We start from the raw sequence: 23,741 nt of genomic DNA on the forward strand, positions 1-23,741 counted from the left end.
GTATTCGTATGTTCAAAGTCAATCCAGACGGCATGCGAATGGAGCCGACACCGGAGCGAGTTCTCTCTGTTTGCCGCTTGGTTTCCCATAAAAGCATGAGCCGTGATGAAGTGCGTCAGTGCATGACATTGGGTATCAATGATGAAAAAGAACTCGATCAAATCAACAAGTCAATCAATGTGGCCCTCGAAGAACTTGCCCTCATCAAAGCTGATGCTGACAATCTGGTCTTAGCTGTTGATCCCAGTATAATCGCTTCATCCAAGGCTTTTCGGCGGTATGTGAGTGCTCGGGTCTTCTCTGCAAAAGACACCACATTTCACATGTTCACCAAATGGCTGATTGCTCAAAATGAGCGAATCTTTGCGCTGAAATCTTGGGAAGGTATGGCTAAGACCTGTGCTTCCGAAGTGAAAGAGCTGGCTGCACTGAATGAAAACGCTGTCCTGGGATGGCGCTTTTGGGCTGCTTTTTTAGGGCTGGGCTATTTGAGCGGAACAATGATAATCCCCAATATGAAGCTGCGGTTAGAAGATATATTGGCAACTACATATACAGAAAAATTCAAATATAATGAGACTGTTCTTGCCCAGGACTTCATACTTTGGCTGAGCACAAAAATACCCGAAGTTGAGATTGGCAGTAATCTTCCCTTGGCGCTTTCTGCCGGCCTTCGCACACTGCATGAAATTGGTCTCATTAAACTTGAAACATGGTCTGACTCCACTCCGATCATGCTTTACTATGTAGACGGTGATCCTATCAATGGTTTCACACACATTTCGGTGAAGGAGGCGATGGATTCATGAAATGGGAACAGTATCGTTCTGTAATGGAAAAGTATGCGATTAAAACAGATGATATGGCCACCGAAGATGCCTATTTCATGTCTACTCACATGCCGTTCTCGTCTCTTGAGCTTTTCCGTGGTGGCTATTATGAAGAGGGGAAAATGCCTGCCCCTACAAAGTTGATGAGCGAAGATGAGGTTTTCGAGCAGCTGATCTACAACCCTGACAATGAGCATCGTATGGTCATTGTCCGAGGCAATCACGGCACTGGTAAATCTCATCTTATCCGCTATCTAAAAGGCAAGTTTGAAAGAAGCCCCTCTACTATATACAATCCTGCAACGGAGCAGTTGGTTTTCCTGCGTCGTTTGAATAACTCTGTCCGTGGCGCTTTTTCTCAGTTGTTGGAACAGGGAGCCATTAAAGACCCTGATGTTGCGGAGAAGCTCCGTAAGTTTGTGGCCTCTTCCGATTCCAAAGATGAAGATTCTTTCAAGACAGAGATTCTGTATGCCTATATTGCAGCTGTGCGAAACGATATGTCCGGAGAAACCTACAAAGCGGTCAAGTGCCGTGACATTGCCAGCTACCTTGCCGACAGCCGTGTAAGCGAACATCTATTGCGTGAAGGTGGCGCAATATCCAGATGCTATAATGTCATCACGGCTCCGAGCAATCAGATTCTTCAAGACACCACAATTTTTACAGAAGAAGATTTTAATGTATCTAAAATCATCCGAGCTGTAATGAAACAGGGCGATCCCCAAGCGTCCCTTTTTGCGGCCTCTTTGAAAGGCGATGACTTTGAGATTACCAAACTCATCAACTATCTTAACAGGTTTACGAGAGAGGTCATTCAGCGTTGTGCAGACATTTCCAGTGAAAATGCGGAAACGATTTTTGCTCAGCTGAGACGAGATTTGAAAAAGCAAGGCAAAAACCTAACGATCTTTATCGAAGACTTCACCGGCTTCACTGGAATTGACCAGGAACTCATTACGGCGCTTTCTTATGAGCATGGCGGCGATTACGCAGATCTGTGTCGTGTTACTTCGGTAATCGGCATCACCAACGACTATTATTATGCGTTTCGAGGCAATTTCAAAGACCGTGTAACACACCAAATTGAGGTCACAGAACGTTCCTATGGAACTGACGAGTTTATCATTCAGATGGCTGGCCGGTATTTGAACGCAATTTACTGTGACCCCACACAACTCCATCATTGGACTGACTCCGGTGCAGATTTGAGTGAACTGCCAATCAGTGATTTCACGCCTCCTTGTGAATGGGATACCACAACCATCGGAGAAAAGAAAGTAACGCTATATCCCTTTAACCGCCATGCACTGTTGACTCTGTATGAATCTCTTGCGACAAAAAGCCCGAGAATGTTCTTAAAGAATGTTATTCGCGCCCAGTTAAAAGAATACTTTGATGGCAAGCAGTATGGGGATGGTTGGTATTTCCCGCTTAACCCCAGCAATGCTCAGATGTCCAATGATCCCCATAGTTCTTCCATTGACCGTTTGGAAAGCATGAGTTCAGATGATAAGAATCGACTGAAAGCGGTGTTTGCCATTTGGGGTGATGGTTCTGCATCCGGCGTGAAAGACATCGACGGAACGCTGCGTTTTGGTGGCCTTAATCAAGCTTTCCTTGCAGATGTGGGGCTGAATACCTTTACTGGCATCGGTGAAATCGTGGATAAATCCACTGGCAAAGCTGTATCCCCAACTGTCACATCCAAACCAGTGACAACCAGTGGAAGCAATTCTGTTCATCATCCTACTACTCCAGAGCCTCTCAAGGCCAAGCCCCCTGTCGATGGTGCCACAAAGAATTATCGTAAGTTTAAGGATGATATCACGGCATGGTTTACCAAGGGTGAAACATTGAAATACGATCCCGACTATCGTGGCTGGCTTCGTACTCTTATTCGAGGAGACTCCAGGCAATGTGGTGCAATCAACTGGCAGGATATTGGTATCCCAGCCTATATTGCAGCAGAGCGTCTTTCCGACCTGAGCTGCTACTACATTGACGATCAGAGTTCTCCCACAAATACGGATAGAGCCATTGTTTACATGGACAGAAGTTCTGAAAGCCGCGATGTTCTGATGGCCTTAAATGAACTGAACTACGCAAAAGGTTGGGATTTCGAGGGCGCAGCTTATTACCAGCAGAGATTGATTACTTGGTTGGAACGCAGAAAAGCTGAAATCATCGAAAAAGTTGCCGCTACTAAGCAGGGAGAAGATTCTCTCCCGGTATTGGAGTGGTGTCTTGCGATTCAGTATCTCAAAGCGTGTATCTTGGGCCAGAAGGTTGATACGAGTTCGCCCTATTCAGTAATCAAATCTCTGTTTAAGGATTTCAAAAAAGACGATAGCATCAGGAGAGATACCCGTGAGTGGAATGACATGATTCAGTTCATTCTTAATCGCAAAGCTGACTTTGATAGTGCATTGACCTTCTTAAAGCAAGCTTCTGCAACCACAATGGGGGCGGTCCATTTTGCAGTTGATCCCAACACGAAATCCTGTTACAGAACAGACGAGCTGGTGCTCGCTGTTGAAAAACTTATGGCTGCCGACTGGGATATTGAAGCAACATTACCTGGTAGCATCCCACAGAAGCATCTTCTCTATAATCCTGCCACGCTGTTGAAATCGCTCTATCCCAGCGTTAAAAAAGCCATGACTGCGGATACTCAGGAAGCTGCAAAGGTGGTAGGCAAACTCGAAGAGTATATTGGTGAACTCAACCAGAAGAATCTCATTGATACGCTGTCTGCTATTCAAGAGCTGTTTTCTGTGTTTTCTGCGAATGGAATCATCGGAAGTACAGAGTTGCGGGTCAAGTATGAAAAACCTCCCATTGAGACAGCCAAAACGGTAATGGGACATGTCAAGCTAATTAACGATGCGGCCTCTGTACAAGCAGTAAAGCAGCTGACGGTATACTCCGGCAACTCGCTACATGTGCTGTATGATTTCCTTAGAGATATTCAGGCGATTGCTCAAAAGGCTGACCAGGAAGGGGCGAAGGCCCAAAAAGACATAGCTGCTACTGGCGGTTTTGCTGGTGCAGAAGCATTGTCTGAAGCTGCCTTGTCCTCTATGGAGGCACTTTACGCTCAGCTTGAGAATATGGAGGTGTACGAAAATGCTGTTAACTGAGACAATCAAAAATTGCACCTCTGCTATCAAAAAACGCCGAGTAACAATCGAAAGCAAGCAGCATGCCGAAACTTACGCAAAGGCGTTGGCACAGCTTGCCCAGGCCACCGAGAGTATTAAAGATACCATTGATTGTGCTGCTGCCATGAAAGAAAAAGGAATTGTCAGCACTTCACTTGTGGATGAACCTACTCGCAACGAATTGCTGGCTTGCATCGACGATTGCGGCAACGGAGTTTCTGAAATGCGGTTGACCTTGGAAACTGTTAGGCTTCTGAAATCCAAGGGAGATGCTGTTGCAGCACAAATTAAAATCGTATGGCGTGATGCTGCTCAGAAATATTCTGATGGTCCAAAAGGCTATTTGTCTATGATTGGTGGTTTATCAAATGACCCCAAACGGGCAAAGGACTTGACAGACAGCATCACTCAAACGGTTGCTGGAAATCCATCCATCAAAGCAGTAAACAGCCTGGTTTCCTATGTGGCGGAAGCAAAGCAAATTACCGATCAATTCTCTTTGAACCCCGAAATCGAAGACTTCTTAAAGAAAGTCTCTTCTCAGCGGGCTACGGTTTTGGATTTGACCCCCAATGTCATGACATGGCTCAAGGAAAAGAACCTTAACCAAAAGTTAAAAATTAGATTCTAAGGGGGATAGATAATGATTAAAGTAGCTTGGGATGTCGAGGAATTAGTGGCTTTAATTGATGTATACCGTAAAAGTGATGGTAAAACTACCGATCAAATTGAAAAAGAGCTAATGGACTTATCAAAAAGTCTTACACTTCGCGCTCAAAAGCTTGGAATTAAGCATGACGAAAAATTTCGTAATTTAAATGGTATGAAGATGATGTTTCAAAATGTGGTCTACACAGCAACAAATGGACAACAAGGATTGTCTTCCGCAAGCTCGTCATTGCAAAAGGTATACAAGATGCTACACACAAACCCTGATGTCTTTGAGTTGATTTTGGAAGAGTTCATCAGGCGCTATCACTTAAAGTAATAAACAACAAGGTCCCAATGCCATACTTGGCGCTGGGACCTTGTTGTTTAATCGGTCATTGATTTAATGTAGTTTACAAGAACCGAAAAGTCAACTTTTGTATCATGGTTCCAAGAAAGACGGATAGCCTCATTCACTCGTGTTTCACCCAGTCCCATAGCTGTTAATACATAACTTGGGGCATGGCTGCCAGAGTTACAGGCCGAACCATTGGAGAACGCATAATCCTCCTTTACAGCAAGGAAGATACCCTCTGCATCAACACCGTGGAAACTAATGTTTACAGTGGACGGCAGGCAGTGTTCTTGGTCTCCATTCAAAGTATAGTTCAGACCTTCCACAGCCTCCAGGAATCTTCGCTTAATCGCTCTACAGCTTTCCATGTGGACAGCGGATTCCTTGTCGCTTAGCTGAGCTGCGAGAGCGAAGCCTGCAACCAAAGCCACCGGTGTAGTTCCCGGACGGTATCCGCGTTCCTGCTGACCGCCATACATGAGCGGTTTGACGGGAGGCCGTCTATATGTACGGTCGCGCCGCATAATAAATGCGCCAATCCCCTGGGGACCGCTGATCTTATGGGCGGTGATACTAAGCATATTGTATTTGGTATTTCGTAAGCTATCATTCAGCTTACCAAAACCTTGTGTGGCATCAACGTGAAAATATGTCTTAGTCCCTGCTAATGCTGCACCGACCTCTTCAATAGGCTGTATCACGCCAGTTTCGCTGTTGACCTGCATCATAGAAACAAGCAGAGTTTTGTCCGTGACGAGGCTGAGAATTTGCTCCGGTTTGACTCGGCCAGACGCATCGGGTGAAACAAAATCCACAACACAGCCTTTCTCTTGCAGGTGTTTCATGGCTTCCAAAACGGACTTATGCTCGATAGACGTAGTAATGAAGTGATTACGGCCACTCTCAAGCGCGTAGTCAAGCAACCCGAGAATCGCCATGTTATTACTCTCGGTGGAACCGCTGGTAAAGAAAACATCCGTACTGTCCACAGCCAAGATCTCAGCAATGGATTTTCTTGCGGAGGAAACAATTTCTTTGGCATCTGTACCAAAGATGTGAGTTCTACTATCTGCGTTGCCATAATGAGAGCGATACACTTCAATCATTCTCTCCAGAACTCTTTCATCTATCGGAGCAGAAGCGTTGTAGTCAAGATAAACAGCCATTATGCTTCCTCCTTCGGAAGAGCAGATTCGAGTAAATCTGAGCAGCTTTTCAAAACATCTCTGGTGCTGTAATGGTTAATGCCACGATAAAGATGAAGTCGGAAGTACCGGATTAAAGTGTTAGGGTCATCTCCTAAGCCATCATTCAAACATCGCTGGCGAATAATTGCTTCATAGATTTCTGCATATTCACCGGCAAAAGTGGTCCAATCCATTTCAACATTGCTGTCAGACTGTGGATCAATACTACCAGGAATGGTAGGTTCTGAAAGCGACCAACATAATGCCCACCGGCAAAGAATATTCCAGTTTTGAACACCGGTCTTTGCTTTGATTCGAATGAGTCGCTCCTTCTCTGGCTGTGACAGTTTAAAATGCTTAATAATCATACTATCACACCCCCTCAAAATAGCCGTTGATGATAGAGGTGCATTGCTCACCTTCCCGATAATGTAGAGTAAAGTAATTTATAACATTTTCTCGAATCATATCAAGATATCTACCATAAATTTCTTCATCTGTGGAAAGAACCATAACCTGGGAGCTTGCAGACGGTAGATAGCTGGTAACGAAATTTGCCCGGTGGGAAGAATCTAAGCGAGCCATGGGTGTATCAATGACCACAGGGGCCTTATAGCCAGAGGTTCTGGCCAGTGCCCACACAATGGAAATAGCAAACATCTGCTGCTCTCCTGCGGAGAGCTGGTTCTTTAACAACTCATGCCCATCTGGATCAAGTATGGTTACATCTAAACTGTCCGTATCAATATGGATTTTACTCACAAGGGAGTCTTTTTCAACCAGAGTCTGGAAGCATTCTGTGGCAGTTGCAGAAAGCTTGTCTATCTTTTCACGCTGTAAACGAACTTTAAATTCATTAAGAACTTCGATAGACATCACACAATATTTGATAATACGGGAGTTATCATCATTCGTATTCTCTTTTTCTGCGATAGTCTTGATTAACTGCAAGCGCTTAGAATGAAGAGCTTCTTTCTGGCGCTCCAAACTCTCGATTAAGCTCTGCTGCTTCTGGTATTGGTCGTCAGCCAAAGCTTTTTTGCGCTCATATTCTTTGAGCGTCTCATAGAGTTTCATGGCCATCGTCTTTTCGTCTGACTCACCAAGGTGTGCGTCCAAGCTCATGAGCTCATTTTCTTGCGCATCGACATGACTGATTAAGGTTTCGATTTTTTGATCAAGGGAATGGAATATTGTGACAATTAATTTGTCAAAGAGGAGCATGGTCGTGTGGGACATATTAATGTGTTCCGCACCCTCGCCTGTTGAAGTGAATTTCCCGATCTCTTGCTTGACAATATCAGTAATGATTCTGAGCGTTCTGTCATCGAAATTACCCTGATTAAATCGATCCAAAATATTTTTCTGAATACTTTCGACAATTGGGTCAGAAAGCTTCAGAGCTGCTTTTTTCTGCTCATCAATCTCTGCATCATAAGCTTGTGTAACTAATTTGCGGCACATAAAGAGCGGAGTTGCAGGATCAGATACGCGCAGCATAATTTCGTCACGAACTTCTTGCACATATGCCTTGATTTTCTCTTTTTCTTGTTTTATGGCCTCTCGGCTGAGTGTTAAGTCACCACCAGAAGCCCAAAACTTTTTTTCTTTAGTTTCTATAGCAATTGCAATACTCTCGCAATTTGCTTTTAAGATGTCAGCCTCTCGACGAGCTGTTTCGATTTTGGAGTTGAGTTCCTTGAGTTGCGCTTCTACCTCTTGGTAACCTTGGTTGACTTCGCTTTTTTCAAAAGCTTGCAGAGCATCTTTTTTTCGGCGAATTACTTCATCAATATGAGTAATTGCTTTTTCAATCGTAGAAACACCAATTGCGGATTTAATAGAAGTTTTAATTTGCTCAAATGAAGCGTCGTCAGCCAGTTGAGCGATCTTTTCGTTATCAAAGAAGAAAAATCTTGCTATTCCAAAAGGCAGAATCTCTTCAATATAGTAACTCCAACTTTCCCCAAGGTACTTATCTATTGTTCCGTTTTTCTCAACGACAATAGTTTCATCGACCTTCTTGCCCTTTAACTTCCACTTCCGGCAGACGCGCAAAGCGGTTCCGTCATCCAAACCAAGTGATACAGCGACATAAGTAAGATCATCTGTCGCGTGCTTATTAATATGCTCTATGAGTAGCCGTTCATAGGAACGCGCGTTTTCCTGAACATACTTTAATGCCTGCTTTCCATACAATGCAAGCAAAATAGCATCAAGAAAGGTCGTTTTTCCTCGACCATTCAATCCACCGATGAGAGTAACATTGCGATTACCGATTTGGTCCGAAAGACACATTTCGTGATGGCCTTTGTAGATGCCAAAATTATGCAATTCGATTTTTGTAAAATACATATTCTCAGCACCTCACTCAGTCCAATTTCCATCGTCAAAAGATTCCTGCATTCCCGTGATTTTTTTTGCACGTTCTTCTGCGATAAGGGCGGCCTCATGCTCATCACGATAAAATGCTTTTTTTATCTCATGCTCAAAATTTTGAATTACATTTCTCTTATTAGAGATGGCGGCTGCTTTAGCTTCGACATCTAATAGGGAGCGTTGCATTTCGTACATCAAAGTCTCGTCTGGACATACCGCTTGGCAAGCCTCGCGAAGAATTCTGGCTTCAGCTGGACCAAAATACTTGTTTTTGCTAATAGATCCATCTTCATAGCGTTTTCCGGTAACAGATTCGTAGATTTCGGGCAACAAATCTTCAAACTCGTGTTTTTCATCTAACCAAATTTGACGAATAAACCGAAGTTCGTCCATGGTAATCAAGGGAGCATCCTTAATTTCCTCTGGTCCAATCTCATGAACAAGTTTCTCAACCTCTAATAGACGAGTTAAAAAGTACTTGCGGGTTTCCTGTGTATATGGGCCGTGTACCAGTCGCTCGTTATGCCACGTTAGACGCCCATCCATACGGCGAAAGTCTCTACGCTTTCTATCGATATCCCAATTACCGGCAATTTCATTTCTGAATTCAAGCATGGGAAGCATCCACGCTTTCTCTTCGTCATTCTGGATCATGGCCGCCATGGATTTATCCTCGGAAACCATAGTACATACCCAACAACCGAAACGACTGTTGCCGCAACTGGGCGTAGATGTATCAAGCACCAACGGACACTCGCCATCCGCAGAGGCACCACTATACATTGCCAACAAGTCCTTATTTGAATGTCCCCAGGGGTTGGGGTATTGTACAAGATATTGCCAGACGTTGTCGTTGCTCCAGTTTTCAATAGGAGTAAAAACATAGGAGTTCGGAAACGATCCATTGGGGCTAAGATGATCTCGGTATCGCTTTTTCTCATAACCCTCCATGACGGCTTTGCGGGTGGCACTTTCGGCTTTGCGCGTTCCAAGGACCAGGATTGCTTCGCTCTCTGCATCCAGGATTTTTTTAACAAAGCGATTTGAGGGGTCGATTTTCATACGGTCAGTACACCAGCGAAAATCACGCCGAGGATATGGATAGCCCCGCCCTATGAGATTTACCCAGAAGGTGTTGGTGACCTCTGGAACAAGCCTATGTGGAATAATAGGTAATTTGTGTTCAGGGTTATTTGCAGCCTCTTTCATGCGCGCAATAGAGCGAGTGGCCCATAGTGCAACAATTGGGGATTCAACCAGAGTGTCTGTGCTAATAACATGAACGGGTTTGTGTAATTTATCCTTTGGAAGCTGGGAAAGTGCGATCCAAACAAGTTGTACGACGGCAGTGGAATCTTTGCCGCCACTGTATCCACAAATCCAGGGTATCTTATCTGCTAAATACACTTCCTGTATCGTGTTAAGTACAATACGAATATCTTCTTTTGTTAAATTAGCCATTTTATCCACCAATTTCTTCTGTCATAATATTCTCTATATATGTAGCCATGGCTCTTTGCGAAGCACGATTTGTAGCAACTTTTCCGTGAATAAAGACGAGATTTTCCCACACTGGGTTGGTTTTGCTCCAATCAATATGCGCCAAATGGCAAAGATGCCTTTCCCATGTATCTGGATATCTTTGAATAATTTGATTACCTCCAGCCCCGATGGCATTAAGGGTGATACTTAAGGTACAAATTGTATTTTTTCGCACATCAGAGGACTTGGCCTGACCGTTCTTTACTGCTTTCCAAAAAGGAATATACTGAGATACTTGTTCCCAAAAATGAATTGCTAAGTTGCATTTCTCCTCCAAACCTAAGTCCAGATCTTTTAATAAGGCTTCCGTGCCGCTACAGATTGCACTTAATGTAAACAGTGCTTTAGATCGGTTGGATATGGAGGTATGTTCTTTTTCGGTCACATCCTGAAAGACATTAACCGTATTAATAACCCGCTTTGCAACAATGGAAGACTCTTCCCGCGAGTTAAAAAGAATGTTGATTGATTTTGTAGGACGAATTGCATAGCGGTTAAGATCCGAAAACATTTGCTGGGAATGAGCGAGACCTTCATCGCGATAGAAAACAACGGAGATATGCTCATTCTTTAGCTCGGGGTTCTTTTTTATTGCTTCCGCAATAGCGGCTTGCCGATGCTGCCCGTCATTTATGAGAAACTTGGCACTCATAGAAATTGTAATGTGACCGAGAAGGGGCTCGTCTTCATTTAATGGAATAAACTCCATGCCACCATCAACGGAAACTGTTATCGAAGAAAACACATAGTCATCGGGGTTCTCTAAAATGTAATCTCGAATTTCTGGAATCCTGGCACGGTTGAGAATACGCTGTGCCCGAATTTCTGGTGGTAGTTGTTCGTCAACAAACTGAAAGATTTTCGGGATCACCTCTAATGGAACCATCGAGGTAAAGTATTCCCTCTTGGCTTGGATACCCTTGACGGCAGGAAACACAAAAGAAGCGGAACTCAAGAATGGCACCCTCTCTATAACGTAATAGTTAACTATAGTACACAGCAAGCCCTGCTGAGGAGCGGTCATAACATATCACATTATAAAGCATCGCGGAAGTCATGTAAAGAGAGCGGAAGTCTCTTGTTTGTTTGTTTATTGCAAGATACAAACAACAACGAAAAAAGTTATACTTGTAGAGAATAGTGAAGGTCGCTATACTTGGTATATGGATTACTTATACCAACGATTATCCATGTGCAAATATCTATCAATCTGTAAAATGGGTGAGTAAATGACCGAAGTAGTTGCGGCCCTGATCTGGAATCAGGACAAGTTTATGATTTGCCAGCGCCCGGCCCACAAGGCCAGAGGGCTGCTGTGGGAGTTTGTGGGCGGTAAGGTAGAGCCAGGAGAAATCAAGGAGCAGGCTCTCATCCGGGAATGTCAGGAGGAACTGGCGGTCACATTGGATGTGGGCGAGGTATTCATGGATGTGATTCATGAATACCCCGATCTGACGGTCCATCTGACACTGTTCCATGCCACTATCCGGGAGGGCGTCCCCCAGAAACTGGAGCATAATGACATCCGTTGGATCACGGTGGATGAGATTGATCAATTTGAGTTCTGCCAAGCAGATGAAGAAATTTTAATAAGACTAAAGCAATCCAAGGGGCGGAAAGATTAGGCGAAAGTCTCATTAACCACATTAGGGAATGCGAACATACGGAGAAAGGAAAAGCGCAGGATGAATATCATCTGCTTCGGCGACTCTAACACCTACGGCTACGATCCCCGTGGCTATTTCGGCGGGCGCTATGACGCAGACAACCGGTGGGTGGACATCCTGGCTGCGGAGAGCGGATGGACGATCTCTAACATGGGACAAAACGGTCGCGAGATTTCATCCGCCGCTCCAGACTTCTCTGCTGACACGGAGTTGCTGATCGTCATGCTCGGAACCAACGATCTGCTCCAGGGCAGAAGCCCGGAGCAGGCGGCTGAAAAGTTGGAGCGATTTCTTGCGGCTGTTCCGTTAGACCGAAGCAAGATTTTGCTGATCGCACCGCCACCGGTGGCCTTGGGCGCGTGGGTACCCAGCCCACAGCTCATTGATGGCTCCCATACCTTCGCCCGATGCTGCAAAGCCCTGGCGGAGCGGCTGGGTGTCCGCTTTGCTGACGCTGGGAAATGGGACATCCCTCTGGCCTATGACGGCGTACACTTCACAGAGCAGGGGCACAAAGCCTTTGCCGCTGGACTTTTGGAGGAACTGAAATGAAACGAATTATCCCTTTCCTGCTTGCCCTTTTCCTGCTGACCGGATGTGGCGGGACTTCTGCCGACAGCTCCTACCAGCAGATCACCCAGGAAGAAGCCAAAGAGATGATGGACACCCAGGAGGTCATCATACTGGATGTGCGGGAGCAGGACGAGTACGATAGCGGCCACATCTCCGGCGCTGTGCTGCTGCCAGTGGGTACCATTGACGAAACGACTGCTGCTGAGGTGATCCCTGAGAAGGATTCCACGGTGCTGGTCTACTGCCGCAGTGGAAACCGCAGCAAGACAGCCTCCTCCACACTGGCCGAGTTGGGTTATACCAACATCTACGAATTTGGCGGCATTAATACCTGGCCTTATGAAACAGAGCAGTAGGGCGGGCAGAGGTCTCAAGTGGCACAAAATATGTGCCGCCTAAACAAAGAAATAGCCGCAGGAGCATATGGACAGCGGCACAAGAGCGGGCGATACACCCTTGCATCAGGCGCTCCGTGAAGCCCTTGGCAAACTGCCTGGTCAATGCAGACTGTTATGGAAGACAGGGCTTGGTCATCATCAAAAAGTGGTGGTATCCCCGCCATCTTCCGCGTCTGGCGCGAGCAGGGCTGGAGAGAGCCTGTCATAGAAGAGTCCTTTGAGCCGGATAGAACGGTTCTGTCATTATCGCTACTCAAAAAAGAAAGTAGCGATAAACAAGTAGCGATAAAAAGCGGCGATAAAGGAGCAAAAACAGCCGCTCAGAAAATTGCATCCTTGAATATCTTACCGATCATGCTTCTGCAAAGTGCTCGGACATTTCCAATATGCTTGGTGTTAAAGACGCACGCGCAAGACGGATGCTCGGTGAGATGATCGTTGAAGAAACGATTGTTACCGAGGGCGGCAATCGGAACCGCATATATAAGCTGAAAGCATAAGGTAACCGTGCGGTGTAACTTCTGGATTGAAGTATTTGTTATTTTGCTTGCGGGACAACACCAAAATTATAGAATGGAATGGTCGGGGAAATTTTTGAAACGAAGAATTCGCTAACCAGGAGCGGGTGGTAATTGCGAAAATCGCAATTACCACTCTGCACACCGCAACCAAAAGCATATTCAGAAAGGTGAGGTGACCAGATGGCAGACAGAAAAATCCGCGCAGGCTACTACCGGCGGTACGACGGCAAGTTGATCTATCTGGTCACGGCGGCCAAGGATGCGGAAACCGGTGAGGAGACGGTCATCCTGCGCTCCTATTCTTTTTCTGAGGTTCCGCAGTACTTCACAATGAGCAAGAAATCCTTCTGCGCGTTCGTGGAGGTGAACGGCGAGCAGAAGGCCAGGTACAAGCGGGTCACCAATATGAAGATCACCGAGGCAGTCATCTCCAATCTTGCCGAGGACGGTATGCGCGGGCCGATTCGCAAAAAGAGAGCGGAGCGGGATGCTGAATACGACTCCCGCGTCTATCAATCTGCGCCTACCTACCTCACATACGCCAAAGACCTCTGCGAGAACTATCGTTTCGATTCGGCCAAGTATCGTCTCTGCATGAACGAGAAGCGGTATGCCGCCATCACCCGAAGTGACTTTGCCAAACTGAAAGAGGACATACAGTTTCTGGACAACGCGCTGAAGACGGTGCTGCAGGATCACCAAGCGTACTTCCAGGAGCGGTTCGTGAACGGCCTGTCTATCCGCAAGTACGCGGAAGCCCATCAGCTGAACCGCGGCAGCGTCGACTATCTGCAAAAGAAACTTCTGACTGCTCTGGCGCAGCTTCTGAAAGAGCGGGATGAAGCAGACGGGATCTGTCGCCTGCGGTCCAAAACAACTTGATACACTTACATCAGGACGAGAGCGTCTGCTGAATGGCAGGCGCTCTTTTTCTGTCAATTTTATGTCAGCCCGCTATATGGTTCGGCTAAGTAGTGAGGGGGTATTTTCAAAATGAATTTTGAAGAACGGTCAATCGAGAATACACAGTTGCTCTTCGGTGAGGTGATGCCCGTGTCTGAATGAGGAAGTGTATGTGTGGCTAATGATGTTCGTGCTGCAAACGAAGAAAGGACAGGAGGTGCTGTATGAAGTTCCGGCAGTGGCCCAAACGCGATCCCTGCAAAAACTATTTTCTGGTTCCCAACGAAGTGTTTCACATCGGCCTCAGTCATCCGGAGATCTCGATCTACTGCTATCTGCTGAGCATCGAGGACAGAGAAACCTATCAGTGCTATCCCAGCTACAAGACCATCGGCAAGGCGCTGGGAATGTGCGAAAACACGGTCAGCAAGTATGTGCGCAGCCTGGAGGAGAAAGGTCTCATCCGCACCGAGCCGACCATGATACGGAGCAAGGACGGCAGGCCGCTCAACGGAAACCTGCTCTACACCATCTGCCCCATCCAGGCGGCGGTGGAATCGTTCTATGAGCGGCAGTTCCGGCAGCTGGAGGAGGATACCGCCCGTCAGAGGGCGGCGGAGCGTCTGGCGGAATCCGCCCGCAGAAGCCCACAGAACGCCCTGTGTGCACCTTTGGGCGAGCGTGCGGGGGTGGATACCCCCTCGGGCGTGGAGAACGAATTTGGACCGACTTCGGGGGCGTTTCCAGAGATGCCTCCCGAATCGCTTCCGGGGATGGAGGAAAAAGCGGGGACGAAGGAAAAAGCAGGATAAAGACCTGGCGTCGCAAGCGCCGCCCGGTCGGCCACTTCTGCCCGCAGTGCGGGCAGTTTCGGGGGGACGAAAGATGGCGTCTTTGACAGGCAGAAAAGATGCCGTTGGCGTCAGCTTTCTCCCAAAGCCCCATATTGCAGGCTTTTCACAGATGTCTGATAGAAAAAAGGAGGAATTGAATGAGCAATGAAACCAAAGAGCGTTTCCCGCTGCGGATGAAGCCGGAAACCAGCCGGAGACTGGAGCAGTGGTACGCTGCCGACAACTGCCGAAGCAAAAACGAGTTTGTGGAAAAGGCCATCAACTTCTATGTGGACTATCTGGAAACTCAGGACAACCAATCCCTGCTGCCCACGGTGCTCCAGGCTACGCTGGACGGCAGACTGGGTCGGCTGGAGGATCACATCGCCAGGCGGGAGTTCACCAGAGAGGTGGAGCTGGATCTTCTCATCGGGATCATCGCGGATGCGGTGGAGGTAGACCGGGATGATCTGAAGCGCAGACGAGCGGTGAGCGTTCGGAATGTGAGAGCCACCAACGGACTCATCTCTCTTGAGAAGCGTGCACGCTCCGCCGGGGAGCCGGACTGGGATGATGACGAATGGCAAGACTGATTCTGAAAAGTCCCTACATCAAAAGCACAGGCGGCGCTGCCGGGTACCTCCGCTACATCGCAACCCGGGAGCGGGTAGAAATTCTTCCGGATGACCGTCCGCCCACACGCAAGCAGGAGCAGCTCATCGCAAAGCTGGTGAAAGACTTCCCGGACACCAAAACCCTCTACGAGTATGGGGACTACCAGACCAAGCCCACCAAGGCTACAGCCTCTGCCTTCATCAGCCTGGCGCTGGAATCCAACTGGGGTGCGCTCCATCAGTCGGAGCAGTATATGAAGTACATTGCCACCCGGCCCCGGGCGGAGCGCCTCGGTTCCCACGGGCTGTTCGGCGACAGCGACGGCGTATCGCTGGAAAAGGCGATGGAGGAACTGGAGCAGTACACCGGCAATGTGTGGGCGCACATCATCTCTCTCAAGCGGGAGGACGCGGCGCGTCTGGGCTTCGACAACGCCGCGGCGTGGAGAAATCTCATCCGCGCCCACCGCAACGAGATCGCGGCGGCGATGAAAATACCGCCCGCAGACTTCCGTTGGTACGCGGCCTTCCACGATGAGGGGGAGCATCCGCACGTCCACATGATGGCCTGGTCGGTCAAACCCGGACAGGCCTACCTATCCAAAGAGGGCATCCGTCAGATTAAATCCAGGCTGACCAACGACATCTTTCGGAACGAGATGCTCCACCTCTACGAGCAGAAGTCGGAGTCCCGGGACGAGCTGGTGCGGCAGGCGCGGCGGGCCATGCTGGAGCTGGTGCAGGCGATGCGGGATGGCCTGTGCGACCACCCGGAGGCTGAGCAGCTCATGCAGGAGCTGGCGGCGGGGCTTGGGACAGTCAAGGGAAAGAAGTCCTACAGCTACCTTCCCAAGCGGCTCAAGCAGCTGGTGGACGAGATCGTGGACCAGATGGAGCGGCTTTCTATGGTGCGCCAGTGCTATGACCAGTGGCTTTTGCTCCAGGGAAAGGTGGACAGCTACTACCATGATAAGCCCCGGGAGCGGCGCCCGCTGTCCAAGGAGAAAGAGTTTCGGCAGATCAAAAATGCCGTCATTCGGGAAGCGGAGCGGCTGCGGCTGGGCCAAATCACCTTCGAGGACCAGGACATGGGCCAGCGGGACGAGCCGGATCAGTTTCAAAATGCGCCCTATGCCTACTGGACGCTGCGGGAGGTCATTCGAAATGAAGAGCTGACACTGGAGGAGCGGAGCGGCGCGGTATCGGAGCTGGAAAAGCTGGCCAAGGGCGGCGACCGATACTCTCAATACCTGCTGGGTAAGCTCTGGCGGGACGGCCCTCTGCTGATCCCCGACGGAGAGGAAGCCCGGTATTGGTTCGAACAGGCCGCCCGGCAGGGTCATCCGGCGGCGCAGTATGCCCTCGCCAAGCTGTACCTCTCCGCCGATCTGGAGGTGCGGGACACCGCGCGGGGCATGGACTGGCTGCGCACCGCCGCGGCAGGCGGAAACAGCTGGGCCATGTACCGCCTGGGCAAGGAGCTGCTCCGTGGCGAAATCATGGAACAGGATATGGCGGGCGCGGTGGAGTGGTTCACCCGTTCCGCCGAGGGCGGGAACCCCTATGCCCAGTATCTGCTGGGCAAGCTGTACCTCATGGGAAAGGAAGTGCCCCAGGATGAGGAGCAGGCAATCCTCTGGCTGACCCGGTCGGCGGAGCAGGGAAACGAATACGCCCGGTACCTTCTGGATCACAGGGAGGAACAGCGCCCGCCCGATGTGATGCTGGCGGTGACGCGGCTGCTCTACCACATGAGCCGGGTGTTCCAGGATAACTCCATCCCCAAGTCCCGCCCTGGCGGCATCCAGATCGACCGCAAGCGGCTCAGAAAGCTGCGGGAGAAGAAAATCGCCCAGGGCCACAAGCCGGATGACCATGAGGAGCAGTGGCCTGAAATGACCATGTAAGCGGCGCAGAAAATGCGCCGCAAAACAAAGAATAAAATCCCTTCCACAAGAAGGGTAGAAAGGAATCCAATGAAACGATCCAAGTACAACTCTTTCAATGAACTTCCTCTAATGCTGACCGTGCAGGATGTGGCCGATGTGCTGGGCATCGGACTGGCCCACGCCTACGAGGTTGCCCACCGGCAGGATTTCCCCACCATCACCCTGGGCAGCCGGATCATCGTCCCCCGTGATAAATTCATGGCATGGATCGACGAGCAGGCGGCCCAAAAGACGGAAATATTTTAGTGGCTATTTCAAAGATTCTGTGGTATTTGTTTGTGTTGCAAAAGGAGGGATGAGCAATGGCAAAGAAACGAGCAAATGGCGAGGGCAGCATCCGCAGAAAGCCCAACGGCCGCTGGGAGGGCCGATACACCCAGGGCATCGACCCCAGCACCGGCCGCGCCATTCAAAAAAGCGTATCCGCCAAAACACGGGCTGAGTGCAAGGAGAAGTTGGACCGGGCCATCCGGGACAACCGGGGTATCCCGGTGAACCACAACGAGGACTACACCGTGGCGGAGTGGTGCCGGCTGTGGTTTGAAACCTACAGCAAGCCTGTGATCCGCCCCAACACCGCAAAGACCTATGAGAACATGATCGAAAACCACATCGTACCGGCTATCGGAGGAGTGAAACTCAAACGGCTTACCGCCATCCAGATCCAGAAGATGTACAATGATTCCAAGACCCATGGCCGGGTGCAGCGCTTCGAGAAGCAGACCAACACGAAATTGTCCGGAAGCACGGTTCGTCGTATCCATATGGTGCTGTCCTCAGCGCTGAAACAGGCGGTCAAGGAGCGGATCATTCCATACAATCCCTGCGACAACTGCCGCATCCCGCCCAAGGAGAAAAAGGAGATGACCATCATCCCGCCGGAGAAACTGGGGGTATATCTCAGCGAGGCGGAGAAGTACGGTGTTCTGCCCATGTTCTTCCTGGAATTATCCAGCGGCCTGCGGCGTGGGGAGCTGCTGGCCCTCCGGTGGGATGACCTGAATGTGAAGGACCGTATCCTCTCGGTGAGCAAGCAGGTCACCCGCATTGACGGGGAGCTGGTGGTGACAGAGCCGAAAACGAAGAACTCAGTCCGCAAGGTGGCGCTGTCTCAGCAGGCGGTGGAGATGCTGGTGCGGGAACATGAACAGCACCCCGACAATCCCATCCTGTTCCCGTCGCCCCGCACCGGTGGCTACTGGAGTCCGGATGCAGTGTCCAGAATCAACCGCAAGCTGCTGGCGAAGGCCGGCATCGAGGAACATGTGCGCTTCCATGATCTGCGCCACACCTTCGCTACAATGGCCCTATCCAGCGGCGTGGATGTGAAGACGCTGTCCAGCATGCTGGGCCACTACAGCGCCGGATTTACCCTCGACACCTATACGCATATCACCAACGATATGCAGAGAGGTGCAGCGGAGAAGATCGGCGGTTTCATGGAAACAGCCACAGCCAAACCGGAACCGGAGCCGCCTGATCCTCCGGAGGAGAGCCGGTGCAAGGTGATACCGTTTGAGAGAGTGGGGTAACAATAGTGAGCGAGGAGGGATTGCCGCCCTCCTCGCTCACTATATTGCTTTATCTCCGTCAGAGCCAATGATGGTTTTGCCAAGTAATTCGTTTATTAAGAGCAACGAAAATGTCTGGTCAATTAAGCGAGAAATTTCACGGGCATTACTGCACTGCTCAGAATAACAAACGAGTCGTTCGCGAAGATCCGCACGCCTCAATATTTCTTGATCATTTTCAGAATAGTGCTGAATTTTCTCGTCGTATTTCATGTTTGCGATTTCCCTTTTGGCTTCAGGAGCTAAACTTGAAAAGTGAATAATAGCATCAAATCGTGAAAATATTGCATTACCTAAATGAGATTTGATGTCATCTTCAGATTTGTAGTTTGAGGTGCAGATTATAATAGACTTATTCAGTTCCAAGCTGTAGTTCTGATCCTCATAGATACCTCCATCAAAAAGCTGATAGAATGCACTATGAAAAACTGGGTTGGCCTTATCAAACTCATCTAAGAGAATCACATTCGATTCACGGTCTAATAGATCTTTAGCAAAACTTCTCTCATAATGAGCACCGCCAAAAAGGTATGTGGCAAACTGATTGTTCTGGAACATTGAAAACTGCTTTCTGAATAAACGCTCGTTGAGAATATTTGCAATACATTGAGCTGTTTCTGTTTTTCCTAATCCAGTATCTCCATAGAAAAGGATAACTGTAGGCTTTGTCTGGCTTCCAGACGCTAAAGGAAAGAGGGCTTGGAGCAACTTCTCACAGACGGCATCCTGTCCTTTGATGTGGCTACTGTAGCTTTTGTGGAGTTCCAATAGATCAGCCTTGGAGAATGTTTTGTACTGTTGAGATATTATTTTGGTTTGGGGGTAGAGGTTTGTAATCTGAGTGCTGATTGAGAGCGGCGGATTCTGTAGGTATAAATTTACAACTTCCATCTTGGCGAGAAAATTTGCAAAGTTGAGAATCACATGCTCTCGAACGCCGGCATATTCATCAGACCCTACCACGAAATTCTCTACTCGTGGTTTCTTTTTTTCAGGTATTGGTTTATCAGGAAGCTCAATAATGAAACTTCTGCTGTCTGTATCAATCTCCATAACCATGTCTGTTAAGCTGCGGAAATCAGAAGATGGTCTGATTTTTTCGAATTCAGACCGTGAGCCGTAAAAAATAGTTACATTTTTCATACTTCCACTCCAGCCAAAACAACATCATAAACGGCCAAAACGGTTGAACTGGATTCAGTTTCTGTACCGAGTACCTGCTCAGCAGAAGGGGCCTTTTTGGCAAAATCAAACTCCATCGACATATCAAGCTTTGATATATCGCAAGCACCAACTTTCACCGCATAATATGACAGATTCATTTTGGTCAAATCCGAGAGATTGTAATTATTCCGAAATGCTTTTGCGTTCAAACGCAGAATTGTTTTAGGAGGCCTCTCGCTACATAGGAGCATTTCGTAATAACCACGAGCATTCTCCAAAGCATCATTTAATCTCTCCAAATCAATAGGCATGTTTTCCTTTGGGACGATAACCGTATACGGACTATACATTCGATATAGTGAAATGGAGTTTTGAGGTGCATAAACAACATCTGTAAAACGAGAAATGTTTTTATCCTTGCAGGCGATCGTAATATAATCCGTCAGCAGAGTGTTTGTGAGTTTTGTCTCAATGGCTCGTTTAGCTTCGCGGTCATACTCACCTGAGATTTTGCCTGCGGCAGATGCTTTGATCCACGAAAAAAGATTAAATCCATGGCCTATTTCGGCATCAATTTCAGCTATGATTTTAGCAATCCGCTCCTTATCCTCTGCTGTGCTCCAATCAAAACGGCCACCATTAATCACATCAATGTAATCACGAGCGGACTGCTCATCAAAATATACTGTTTTTATCATTTTGGGTGTTTTTTTCGCCATATATATACCCCCGTATATTAGCGCTTTACTAAAAAAGCCGCATGGGAATACACCCACACGGCTACCTTGGTGGCAAAAGACTCACCGTAGAACTATTATAGTGGATAAGTCTGGAAAACTCAAGAATTTGTCGTATCTACAATAAAAGAATACGGCGGTCATACCAATTAGGGATTGGTTAGGGATTTGGCAGTTTCAGCCGCTACTCTCACTCATGTACCTACCGTCTCTCTGCGCCTTAAATCACCGCTGAACAGCAGTCATCAAAACTGCAAAAGCAGAACAAAAAACGCAGAAAAACCGCCTGAAAAGGCGGTTTTTCTAAGAAAGGTGGTCCGAGTGACAGGATTCGAACCTGCGGCATCCTGCTCCCAAAGCAGGCGCGCTACCAGCTGCGCTACACCCGGATATGAAGTTGTGGGGTGGCCCGGGCGTATTCTCCCAAAGCAAGCGCGCTACCAACTGCGCTACACCCGGTTATGAAGTTTTCCAACTGTGGTCAAATATGGGGTCAGCGCCGGTTTTTGACCAGTTCCCGGCGAGGGGCAAAACTCCGTCAGTCTTAGCGTCCCAGAGCTTTCCGGGGGGTTGGGGAAATGCAGTTCGAACTCCGGCCTCACGCTCCCAAAGCAAGCGCGCTACCAACTGCGCTACACCCGGTTATGGAATTGTTTTATCTGTGGTCTTTCATGTGGTCTTGGCCGTTTTTTGACCAGCGACTTTGCGGAAATGGTTCCCGCTTCTGGTAGTGTCCCAGCGGGTTGTGGGGTTGGGCTTTTTTCCTCATGGATGGGCCCGGTATGCTCCCAAAGCAGGCGCGCTACCAACTGCGCTACACCCGGTTATGGATTTGTTTTATCTGTGGTCTTTCATGTGGTCTTGGTCGTTTTTTGACCAGCGGCTTTGCGGAAATGGTTCCCGCTTCTGATAGTGTCCCAGCGGGTTGTGGGGTTGGGCCTTTTCCCTCATGGATGGGCGGGATATGCTCCCAAACTGCGCGCAGTCTTGTTCCGGAAGATCCTGCCGGCCTTCCGCTCTCTGCACAGAGTTCCAGATGGGCGGCTGTGTCCCTCTTTATTTTACCGAAATATCCTCCAAAGTCAAGGAGAACCCTTTCAACAGCTTCTTCCCCGTCTCAGACTTCGCCGGAGCCCTGGACGGGCCCCGGCGGAATGAGACGCCGTTTATCCCACCGCATTCTTCCGGCAGACCTTTACACCGGCGGCGGCCATGGCAAACACGAACCAGAAGATGCACATGACCCGGGGATAATTCCACAGATAGTCCGCCAGGCCGCAGACCATAGCGCCGCACAGCGCCGCGCAGGCGGCGCAGGTGATAGTCCGGGCGGCGGAGGAGGGGCAGTGGCGGACTGTATGGGCCGCCCGCTTGATGTTCCAAAGCATACCGCCCACAAAGCCGATCACACCCAGGATGCCCGCCTCGATCCACACCTGAAGGTAGAAGTTATGGGCGTGGACAAACGGTGCCTCTGCGTGGTAGAGATTGAAGTCCCCGATATAGGACTGGACCGCCGCGGTGCCAAGTCCCGCGCCGGAGATGGGAGACTTCTTGATGACCTCCAGCGCCGCCGCATACAGGGGGATGCGGCTGGCGGTAGAGCTGTCCGCCGGGTTGGCAATGGTCAGGATCCGGTTCCAGATGGTGTCCGGCAGCAGGGGTACCGCCAGAACGCAGGCAATGGCAAAGGCCGGGATCAGGCGGGGTTTCCACAGGAACACCATCACCACCATGGCACAGGCGCCGCCCACCCAGCTGGCCCGGGAATAAGTCATGCCCAAAGCCACAACGCCTACCAGAAATACGCCGCCAGCCAGCAGTTTGGAATAGACATGCCGGGAGCAGAGGATCAGGGCCAGCACCAGGGGCAGCAGCAGGATCAGAACCTCGGCGAAAGTGTTGGGATTGTCGAAATAGGACTCCACCCGGCCGGGCATCCCCTCGTTGAGAGCCAGGTCCACATAGGACTCGTTGACCTCCACTCCCTGGATCCGCTGATAGACTGCGTACAGGGACGACACCAGCACGCAGACCCCGCCGCCGGCAGCCAAGCGCTTCAGGTCCTCGCTGCTGCGGACGGCGCTGACCGTTACCAGCACGCACAGGGCGGCGGAGAAGTGGTAAAACAAAAACCGCAGGGACTGCCCCGGCGTATAGGAGAAGGCCACCGCCAGGAACACCGCACCGAACAGGAGCACCGGGTAAAAGCCCACCAGGCCCACATCCAACCGGAACCGCTGCCGGGGCATAGCGCCAGCATAGAAAAGAACCAGCAGCAGGGCAAAGCCCATGAGGCTGTACGCATTGTTCCAATGGGAGAAGGGGATCACCCACAGCAGCATGATGAGCCAGGACTGGGCGATAGCGGTCTCGTGACCCATCTCAAAGGCCAGCCGGGCAAATACGCTGTCCCGGAAGGTGCGGTGCAGGGCCAGGTACAGCCGGTGCAGCAGCCAGGCCGGGAAATTGACCAGGGCCCGCAGCAGCCGGCACAGGAGGCTGTCCGGCCAGGAGCGGGCCACCGCTCCCTCCCGGCACAGCACCGCCAGCACCCGGCTGCCGTCGATCTGACGGTTGCACCAGGCGCCCAGGGCCGCCAGACAGCGGTGGACGGCGCTGTCCATGTACACAGCGTACAGGGTCATGGACAGGGCATACAGTTGACTTTCGCGCAGATACTCCATGAAAAACTCCTTCGTGATG

21 protein-coding genes, 1 tRNA gene and 1 pseudogene are annotated in these 23,741 nt (G+C 49.5%); 14 read left to right on the plus strand and 9 right to left on the minus strand.

The window, feature by feature from the left end; genetic code table 11:
- Positions 1-8: 8 nt before the first annotated feature.
- The 4 genes from KFE19_02765 to KFE19_02780 are packed head-to-tail and all read left to right on the plus strand — an operon-like array spanning position 9 to position 4,982.
- Positions 9-809, plus strand: a complete 801-nt coding sequence (locus KFE19_02765; protein ID QUO38456.1) for a hypothetical protein — start codon at positions 9-11, stop codon at positions 807-809.
- Positions 806-3,973, plus strand: a complete 3,168-nt coding sequence (locus KFE19_02770) for a hypothetical protein (protein ID QUO38457.1) — start codon at positions 806-808, stop codon at positions 3,971-3,973. Before KFE19_02765 ends, KFE19_02770 begins: the two co-directional genes overlap by 4 nt.
- Positions 3,960-4,625 carry a hypothetical protein gene (locus KFE19_02775; GenBank protein ID QUO38458.1) on the plus strand — a complete coding sequence of 222 codons (666 nt, stop codon included), beginning with the start codon at positions 3,960-3,962 and terminating at the stop codon, positions 4,623-4,625. Before KFE19_02770 ends, KFE19_02775 begins: the two co-directional genes overlap by 14 nt.
- A 12-nt stretch (positions 4,626-4,637) precedes the next feature.
- Positions 4,638-4,982 (plus strand): hypothetical protein, encoded by a 345-nt coding sequence (locus KFE19_02780; protein ID QUO38459.1) that lies wholly within the window; start codon positions 4,638-4,640, stop codon positions 4,980-4,982.
- Positions 4,983-5,029: 47 nt separating this feature from the next.
- Here KFE19_02780 and KFE19_02785 read toward each other — a convergent pair whose 3' ends face one another.
- Genes KFE19_02785 through dndB form a run of 5 tightly spaced genes read right to left on the minus strand, consistent with a single transcriptional unit; the run spans position 5,030 to position 11,060 of the window.
- A complete protein-coding gene (locus tag KFE19_02785) occupies positions 5,030-6,163 on the minus strand; it encodes a cysteine desulfurase (protein QUO38460.1) in 1,134 nt (377 codons plus the stop codon).
- Positions 6,163-6,552 carry a DNA sulfur modification protein DndE gene (gene dndE, locus KFE19_02790; GenBank protein ID QUO38461.1) on the minus strand — a complete coding sequence of 130 codons (390 nt, stop codon included), beginning with the start codon at positions 6,550-6,552 and terminating at the stop codon, positions 6,163-6,165. Before dndE ends, KFE19_02785 begins: the two co-directional genes overlap by 1 nt.
- 4 nt (positions 6,553-6,556) lie before the next feature.
- Positions 6,557-8,539: a DNA sulfur modification protein DndD gene (gene dndD, locus KFE19_02795; protein QUO38462.1), complete on the minus strand. Its 1,983-nt coding sequence runs from the start codon at positions 8,537-8,539 to the stop codon at positions 6,557-6,559.
- 12 nt (positions 8,540-8,551) lie between these two features.
- On the minus strand, positions 8,552-10,024 hold the full coding sequence (dndC, locus tag KFE19_02800) for a DNA phosphorothioation system sulfurtransferase DndC (GenBank protein ID QUO38463.1): 1,473 nt from the start codon (positions 10,022-10,024) through the stop codon (positions 8,552-8,554).
- A 1-nt stretch (position 10,025) separates the two neighbouring features.
- Positions 10,026-11,060, minus strand: coding sequence for a DNA sulfur modification protein DndB (dndB, locus tag KFE19_02805; protein QUO39503.1), 1,035 nt, complete (start codon positions 11,058-11,060; stop codon positions 10,026-10,028).
- A gap of 274 nt (positions 11,061-11,334) precedes the next feature.
- On the opposite strand from dndB, the gene KFE19_02810 reads away from it, so the two are divergent.
- The 10 genes and pseudogenes from KFE19_02810 to KFE19_02855 all read left to right on the plus strand — a co-directional run bounded on the left by KFE19_02810 (position 11,335) and on the right by KFE19_02855 (position 19,095).
- Positions 11,335-11,730 carry a (deoxy)nucleoside triphosphate pyrophosphohydrolase gene (locus KFE19_02810; protein ID QUO38464.1) on the plus strand — a complete coding sequence of 132 codons (396 nt, stop codon included), beginning with the start codon at positions 11,335-11,337 and terminating at the stop codon, positions 11,728-11,730.
- A gap of 60 nt (positions 11,731-11,790) precedes the next feature.
- Positions 11,791-12,324, plus strand: a complete 534-nt coding sequence (locus KFE19_02815) for a lipase (protein ID QUO38465.1) — start codon at positions 11,791-11,793, stop codon at positions 12,322-12,324.
- Positions 12,321-12,701, plus strand: a complete 381-nt coding sequence (locus tag KFE19_02820) for a lipoprotein (protein ID QUO38466.1) — start codon at positions 12,321-12,323, stop codon at positions 12,699-12,701. The genes KFE19_02815 and KFE19_02820 overlap by 4 nt, the downstream gene beginning before the upstream one ends.
- A 156-nt stretch (positions 12,702-12,857) precedes the next feature.
- Positions 12,858-13,178, plus strand: coding sequence for a hypothetical protein (locus KFE19_02825; GenBank protein ID QUO38467.1), 321 nt, complete (start codon positions 12,858-12,860; stop codon positions 13,176-13,178).
- A gap of 266 nt (positions 13,179-13,444) precedes the next feature.
- Positions 13,445-14,146, plus strand: coding sequence for a hypothetical protein (locus KFE19_02830; GenBank protein QUO38468.1), 702 nt, complete (start codon positions 13,445-13,447; stop codon positions 14,144-14,146).
- A 245-nt stretch (positions 14,147-14,391) separates the two neighbouring features.
- A pseudogene (locus KFE19_02835) lies at positions 14,392-14,832 on the plus strand (helix-turn-helix domain-containing protein).
- A gap of 326 nt (positions 14,833-15,158) precedes the next feature.
- Positions 15,159-15,593 (plus strand): hypothetical protein, encoded by a 435-nt coding sequence (locus tag KFE19_02840; protein ID QUO38469.1) that lies wholly within the window; start codon positions 15,159-15,161, stop codon positions 15,591-15,593.
- Positions 15,581-17,521 carry an SEL1-like repeat protein gene (locus KFE19_02845; GenBank protein QUO38470.1) on the plus strand — a complete coding sequence of 647 codons (1,941 nt, stop codon included), beginning with the start codon at positions 15,581-15,583 and terminating at the stop codon, positions 17,519-17,521. Before KFE19_02840 ends, KFE19_02845 begins: the two co-directional genes overlap by 13 nt.
- A 69-nt stretch (positions 17,522-17,590) precedes the next feature.
- Positions 17,591-17,809, plus strand: a complete 219-nt coding sequence (locus KFE19_02850) for a helix-turn-helix domain-containing protein (GenBank protein QUO38471.1) — start codon at positions 17,591-17,593, stop codon at positions 17,807-17,809.
- A 56-nt stretch (positions 17,810-17,865) separates the two neighbouring features.
- A complete protein-coding gene (locus tag KFE19_02855; protein QUO38472.1) occupies positions 17,866-19,095 on the plus strand; it encodes a site-specific integrase in 1,230 nt (409 codons plus the stop codon).
- A 39-nt stretch (positions 19,096-19,134) separates the two neighbouring features.
- Here KFE19_02855 and KFE19_02860 read toward each other — a convergent pair whose 3' ends face one another.
- From KFE19_02860 to KFE19_02875, 4 genes are all read right to left on the minus strand, one after another.
- The gene (locus KFE19_02860) at positions 19,135-20,277 is read right to left on the minus strand and encodes an ATP-dependent Clp protease ATP-binding subunit (protein ID QUO38473.1); all 1,143 of its coding nucleotides are present in this window, start codon (positions 20,275-20,277) and stop codon (positions 19,135-19,137) included.
- A complete protein-coding gene (locus tag KFE19_02865; GenBank protein QUO38474.1) occupies positions 20,274-21,017 on the minus strand; it encodes a hypothetical protein in 744 nt (247 codons plus the stop codon). The genes KFE19_02860 and KFE19_02865 overlap by 4 nt, the downstream gene beginning before the upstream one ends.
- A gap of 331 nt (positions 21,018-21,348) precedes the next feature.
- Positions 21,349-21,424: transfer RNA gene (locus KFE19_02870), tRNA-Pro, on the minus strand.
- 777 nt (positions 21,425-22,201) lie between these two features.
- A complete protein-coding gene (locus KFE19_02875; protein QUO38475.1) occupies positions 22,202-23,722 on the minus strand; it encodes an O-antigen ligase family protein in 1,521 nt (506 codons plus the stop codon).
- Between the last annotated feature and the right edge of the window lie 19 nt (positions 23,723-23,741).

Source organism: Dysosmobacter sp. Marseille-Q4140 (genome assembly GCA_018228705.1).
GTDB lineage: Bacteria > Bacillota > Clostridia > Oscillospirales > Oscillospiraceae > Oscillibacter.

Excerpts from the sequence above, each read along its gene's own strand:
- dndD (QUO38462.1), bottom strand. The coding sequence starts at position 8,539 with ATGTATTTTACAAAAATCGAATTGCATAATTTTGGCATCTACAAAGGC.
- KFE19_02860 (QUO38473.1), bottom strand. The coding sequence starts at position 20,277 with ATGAAAAATGTAACTATTTTTTACGGCTCACGGTCTGAATTCGAAAAA.
- KFE19_02775 (QUO38458.1), top strand. The coding sequence starts at position 3,960 with ATGCTGTTAACTGAGACAATCAAAAATTGCACCTCTGCTATCAAAAAA.
- KFE19_02765 (QUO38456.1), top strand. The coding sequence starts at position 9 with ATGTTCAAAGTCAATCCAGACGGCATGCGAATGGAGCCGACACCGGAG.
- dndC (QUO38463.1), bottom strand. The coding sequence starts at position 10,024 with ATGGCTAATTTAACAAAAGAAGATATTCGTATTGTACTTAACACGATA.
- KFE19_02840 (QUO38469.1), top strand. The coding sequence starts at position 15,159 with ATGAGCAATGAAACCAAAGAGCGTTTCCCGCTGCGGATGAAGCCGGAA.
- KFE19_02825 (QUO38467.1), top strand. The coding sequence starts at position 12,858 with ATGGAAGACAGGGCTTGGTCATCATCAAAAAGTGGTGGTATCCCCGCC.
- KFE19_02770 (QUO38457.1), top strand. The coding sequence starts at position 806 with ATGAAATGGGAACAGTATCGTTCTGTAATGGAAAAGTATGCGATTAAA.
- KFE19_02820 (QUO38466.1), top strand. The coding sequence starts at position 12,321 with ATGAAACGAATTATCCCTTTCCTGCTTGCCCTTTTCCTGCTGACCGGA.
- KFE19_02845 (QUO38470.1), top strand. The coding sequence starts at position 15,581 with ATGGCAAGACTGATTCTGAAAAGTCCCTACATCAAAAGCACAGGCGGC.
- KFE19_02780 (QUO38459.1), top strand. The coding sequence starts at position 4,638 with ATGATTAAAGTAGCTTGGGATGTCGAGGAATTAGTGGCTTTAATTGAT.
- KFE19_02810 (QUO38464.1), top strand. The coding sequence starts at position 11,335 with ATGACCGAAGTAGTTGCGGCCCTGATCTGGAATCAGGACAAGTTTATG.
- KFE19_02830 (QUO38468.1), top strand. The coding sequence starts at position 13,445 with ATGGCAGACAGAAAAATCCGCGCAGGCTACTACCGGCGGTACGACGGC.
- KFE19_02785 (QUO38460.1), bottom strand. The coding sequence starts at position 6,163 with ATGGCTGTTTATCTTGACTACAACGCTTCTGCTCCGATAGATGAAAGA.
- KFE19_02855 (QUO38472.1), top strand. The coding sequence starts at position 17,866 with ATGGCAAAGAAACGAGCAAATGGCGAGGGCAGCATCCGCAGAAAGCCC.
- KFE19_02850 (QUO38471.1), top strand. The coding sequence starts at position 17,591 with ATGAAACGATCCAAGTACAACTCTTTCAATGAACTTCCTCTAATGCTG.
- dndE (QUO38461.1), bottom strand. The coding sequence starts at position 6,552 with ATGATTATTAAGCATTTTAAACTGTCACAGCCAGAGAAGGAGCGACTC.
- KFE19_02865 (QUO38474.1), bottom strand. The coding sequence starts at position 21,017 with ATGGCGAAAAAAACACCCAAAATGATAAAAACAGTATATTTTGATGAG.
- KFE19_02875 (QUO38475.1), bottom strand. The coding sequence starts at position 23,722 with ATGGAGTATCTGCGCGAAAGTCAACTGTATGCCCTGTCCATGACCCTG.
- KFE19_02815 (QUO38465.1), top strand. The coding sequence starts at position 11,791 with ATGAATATCATCTGCTTCGGCGACTCTAACACCTACGGCTACGATCCC.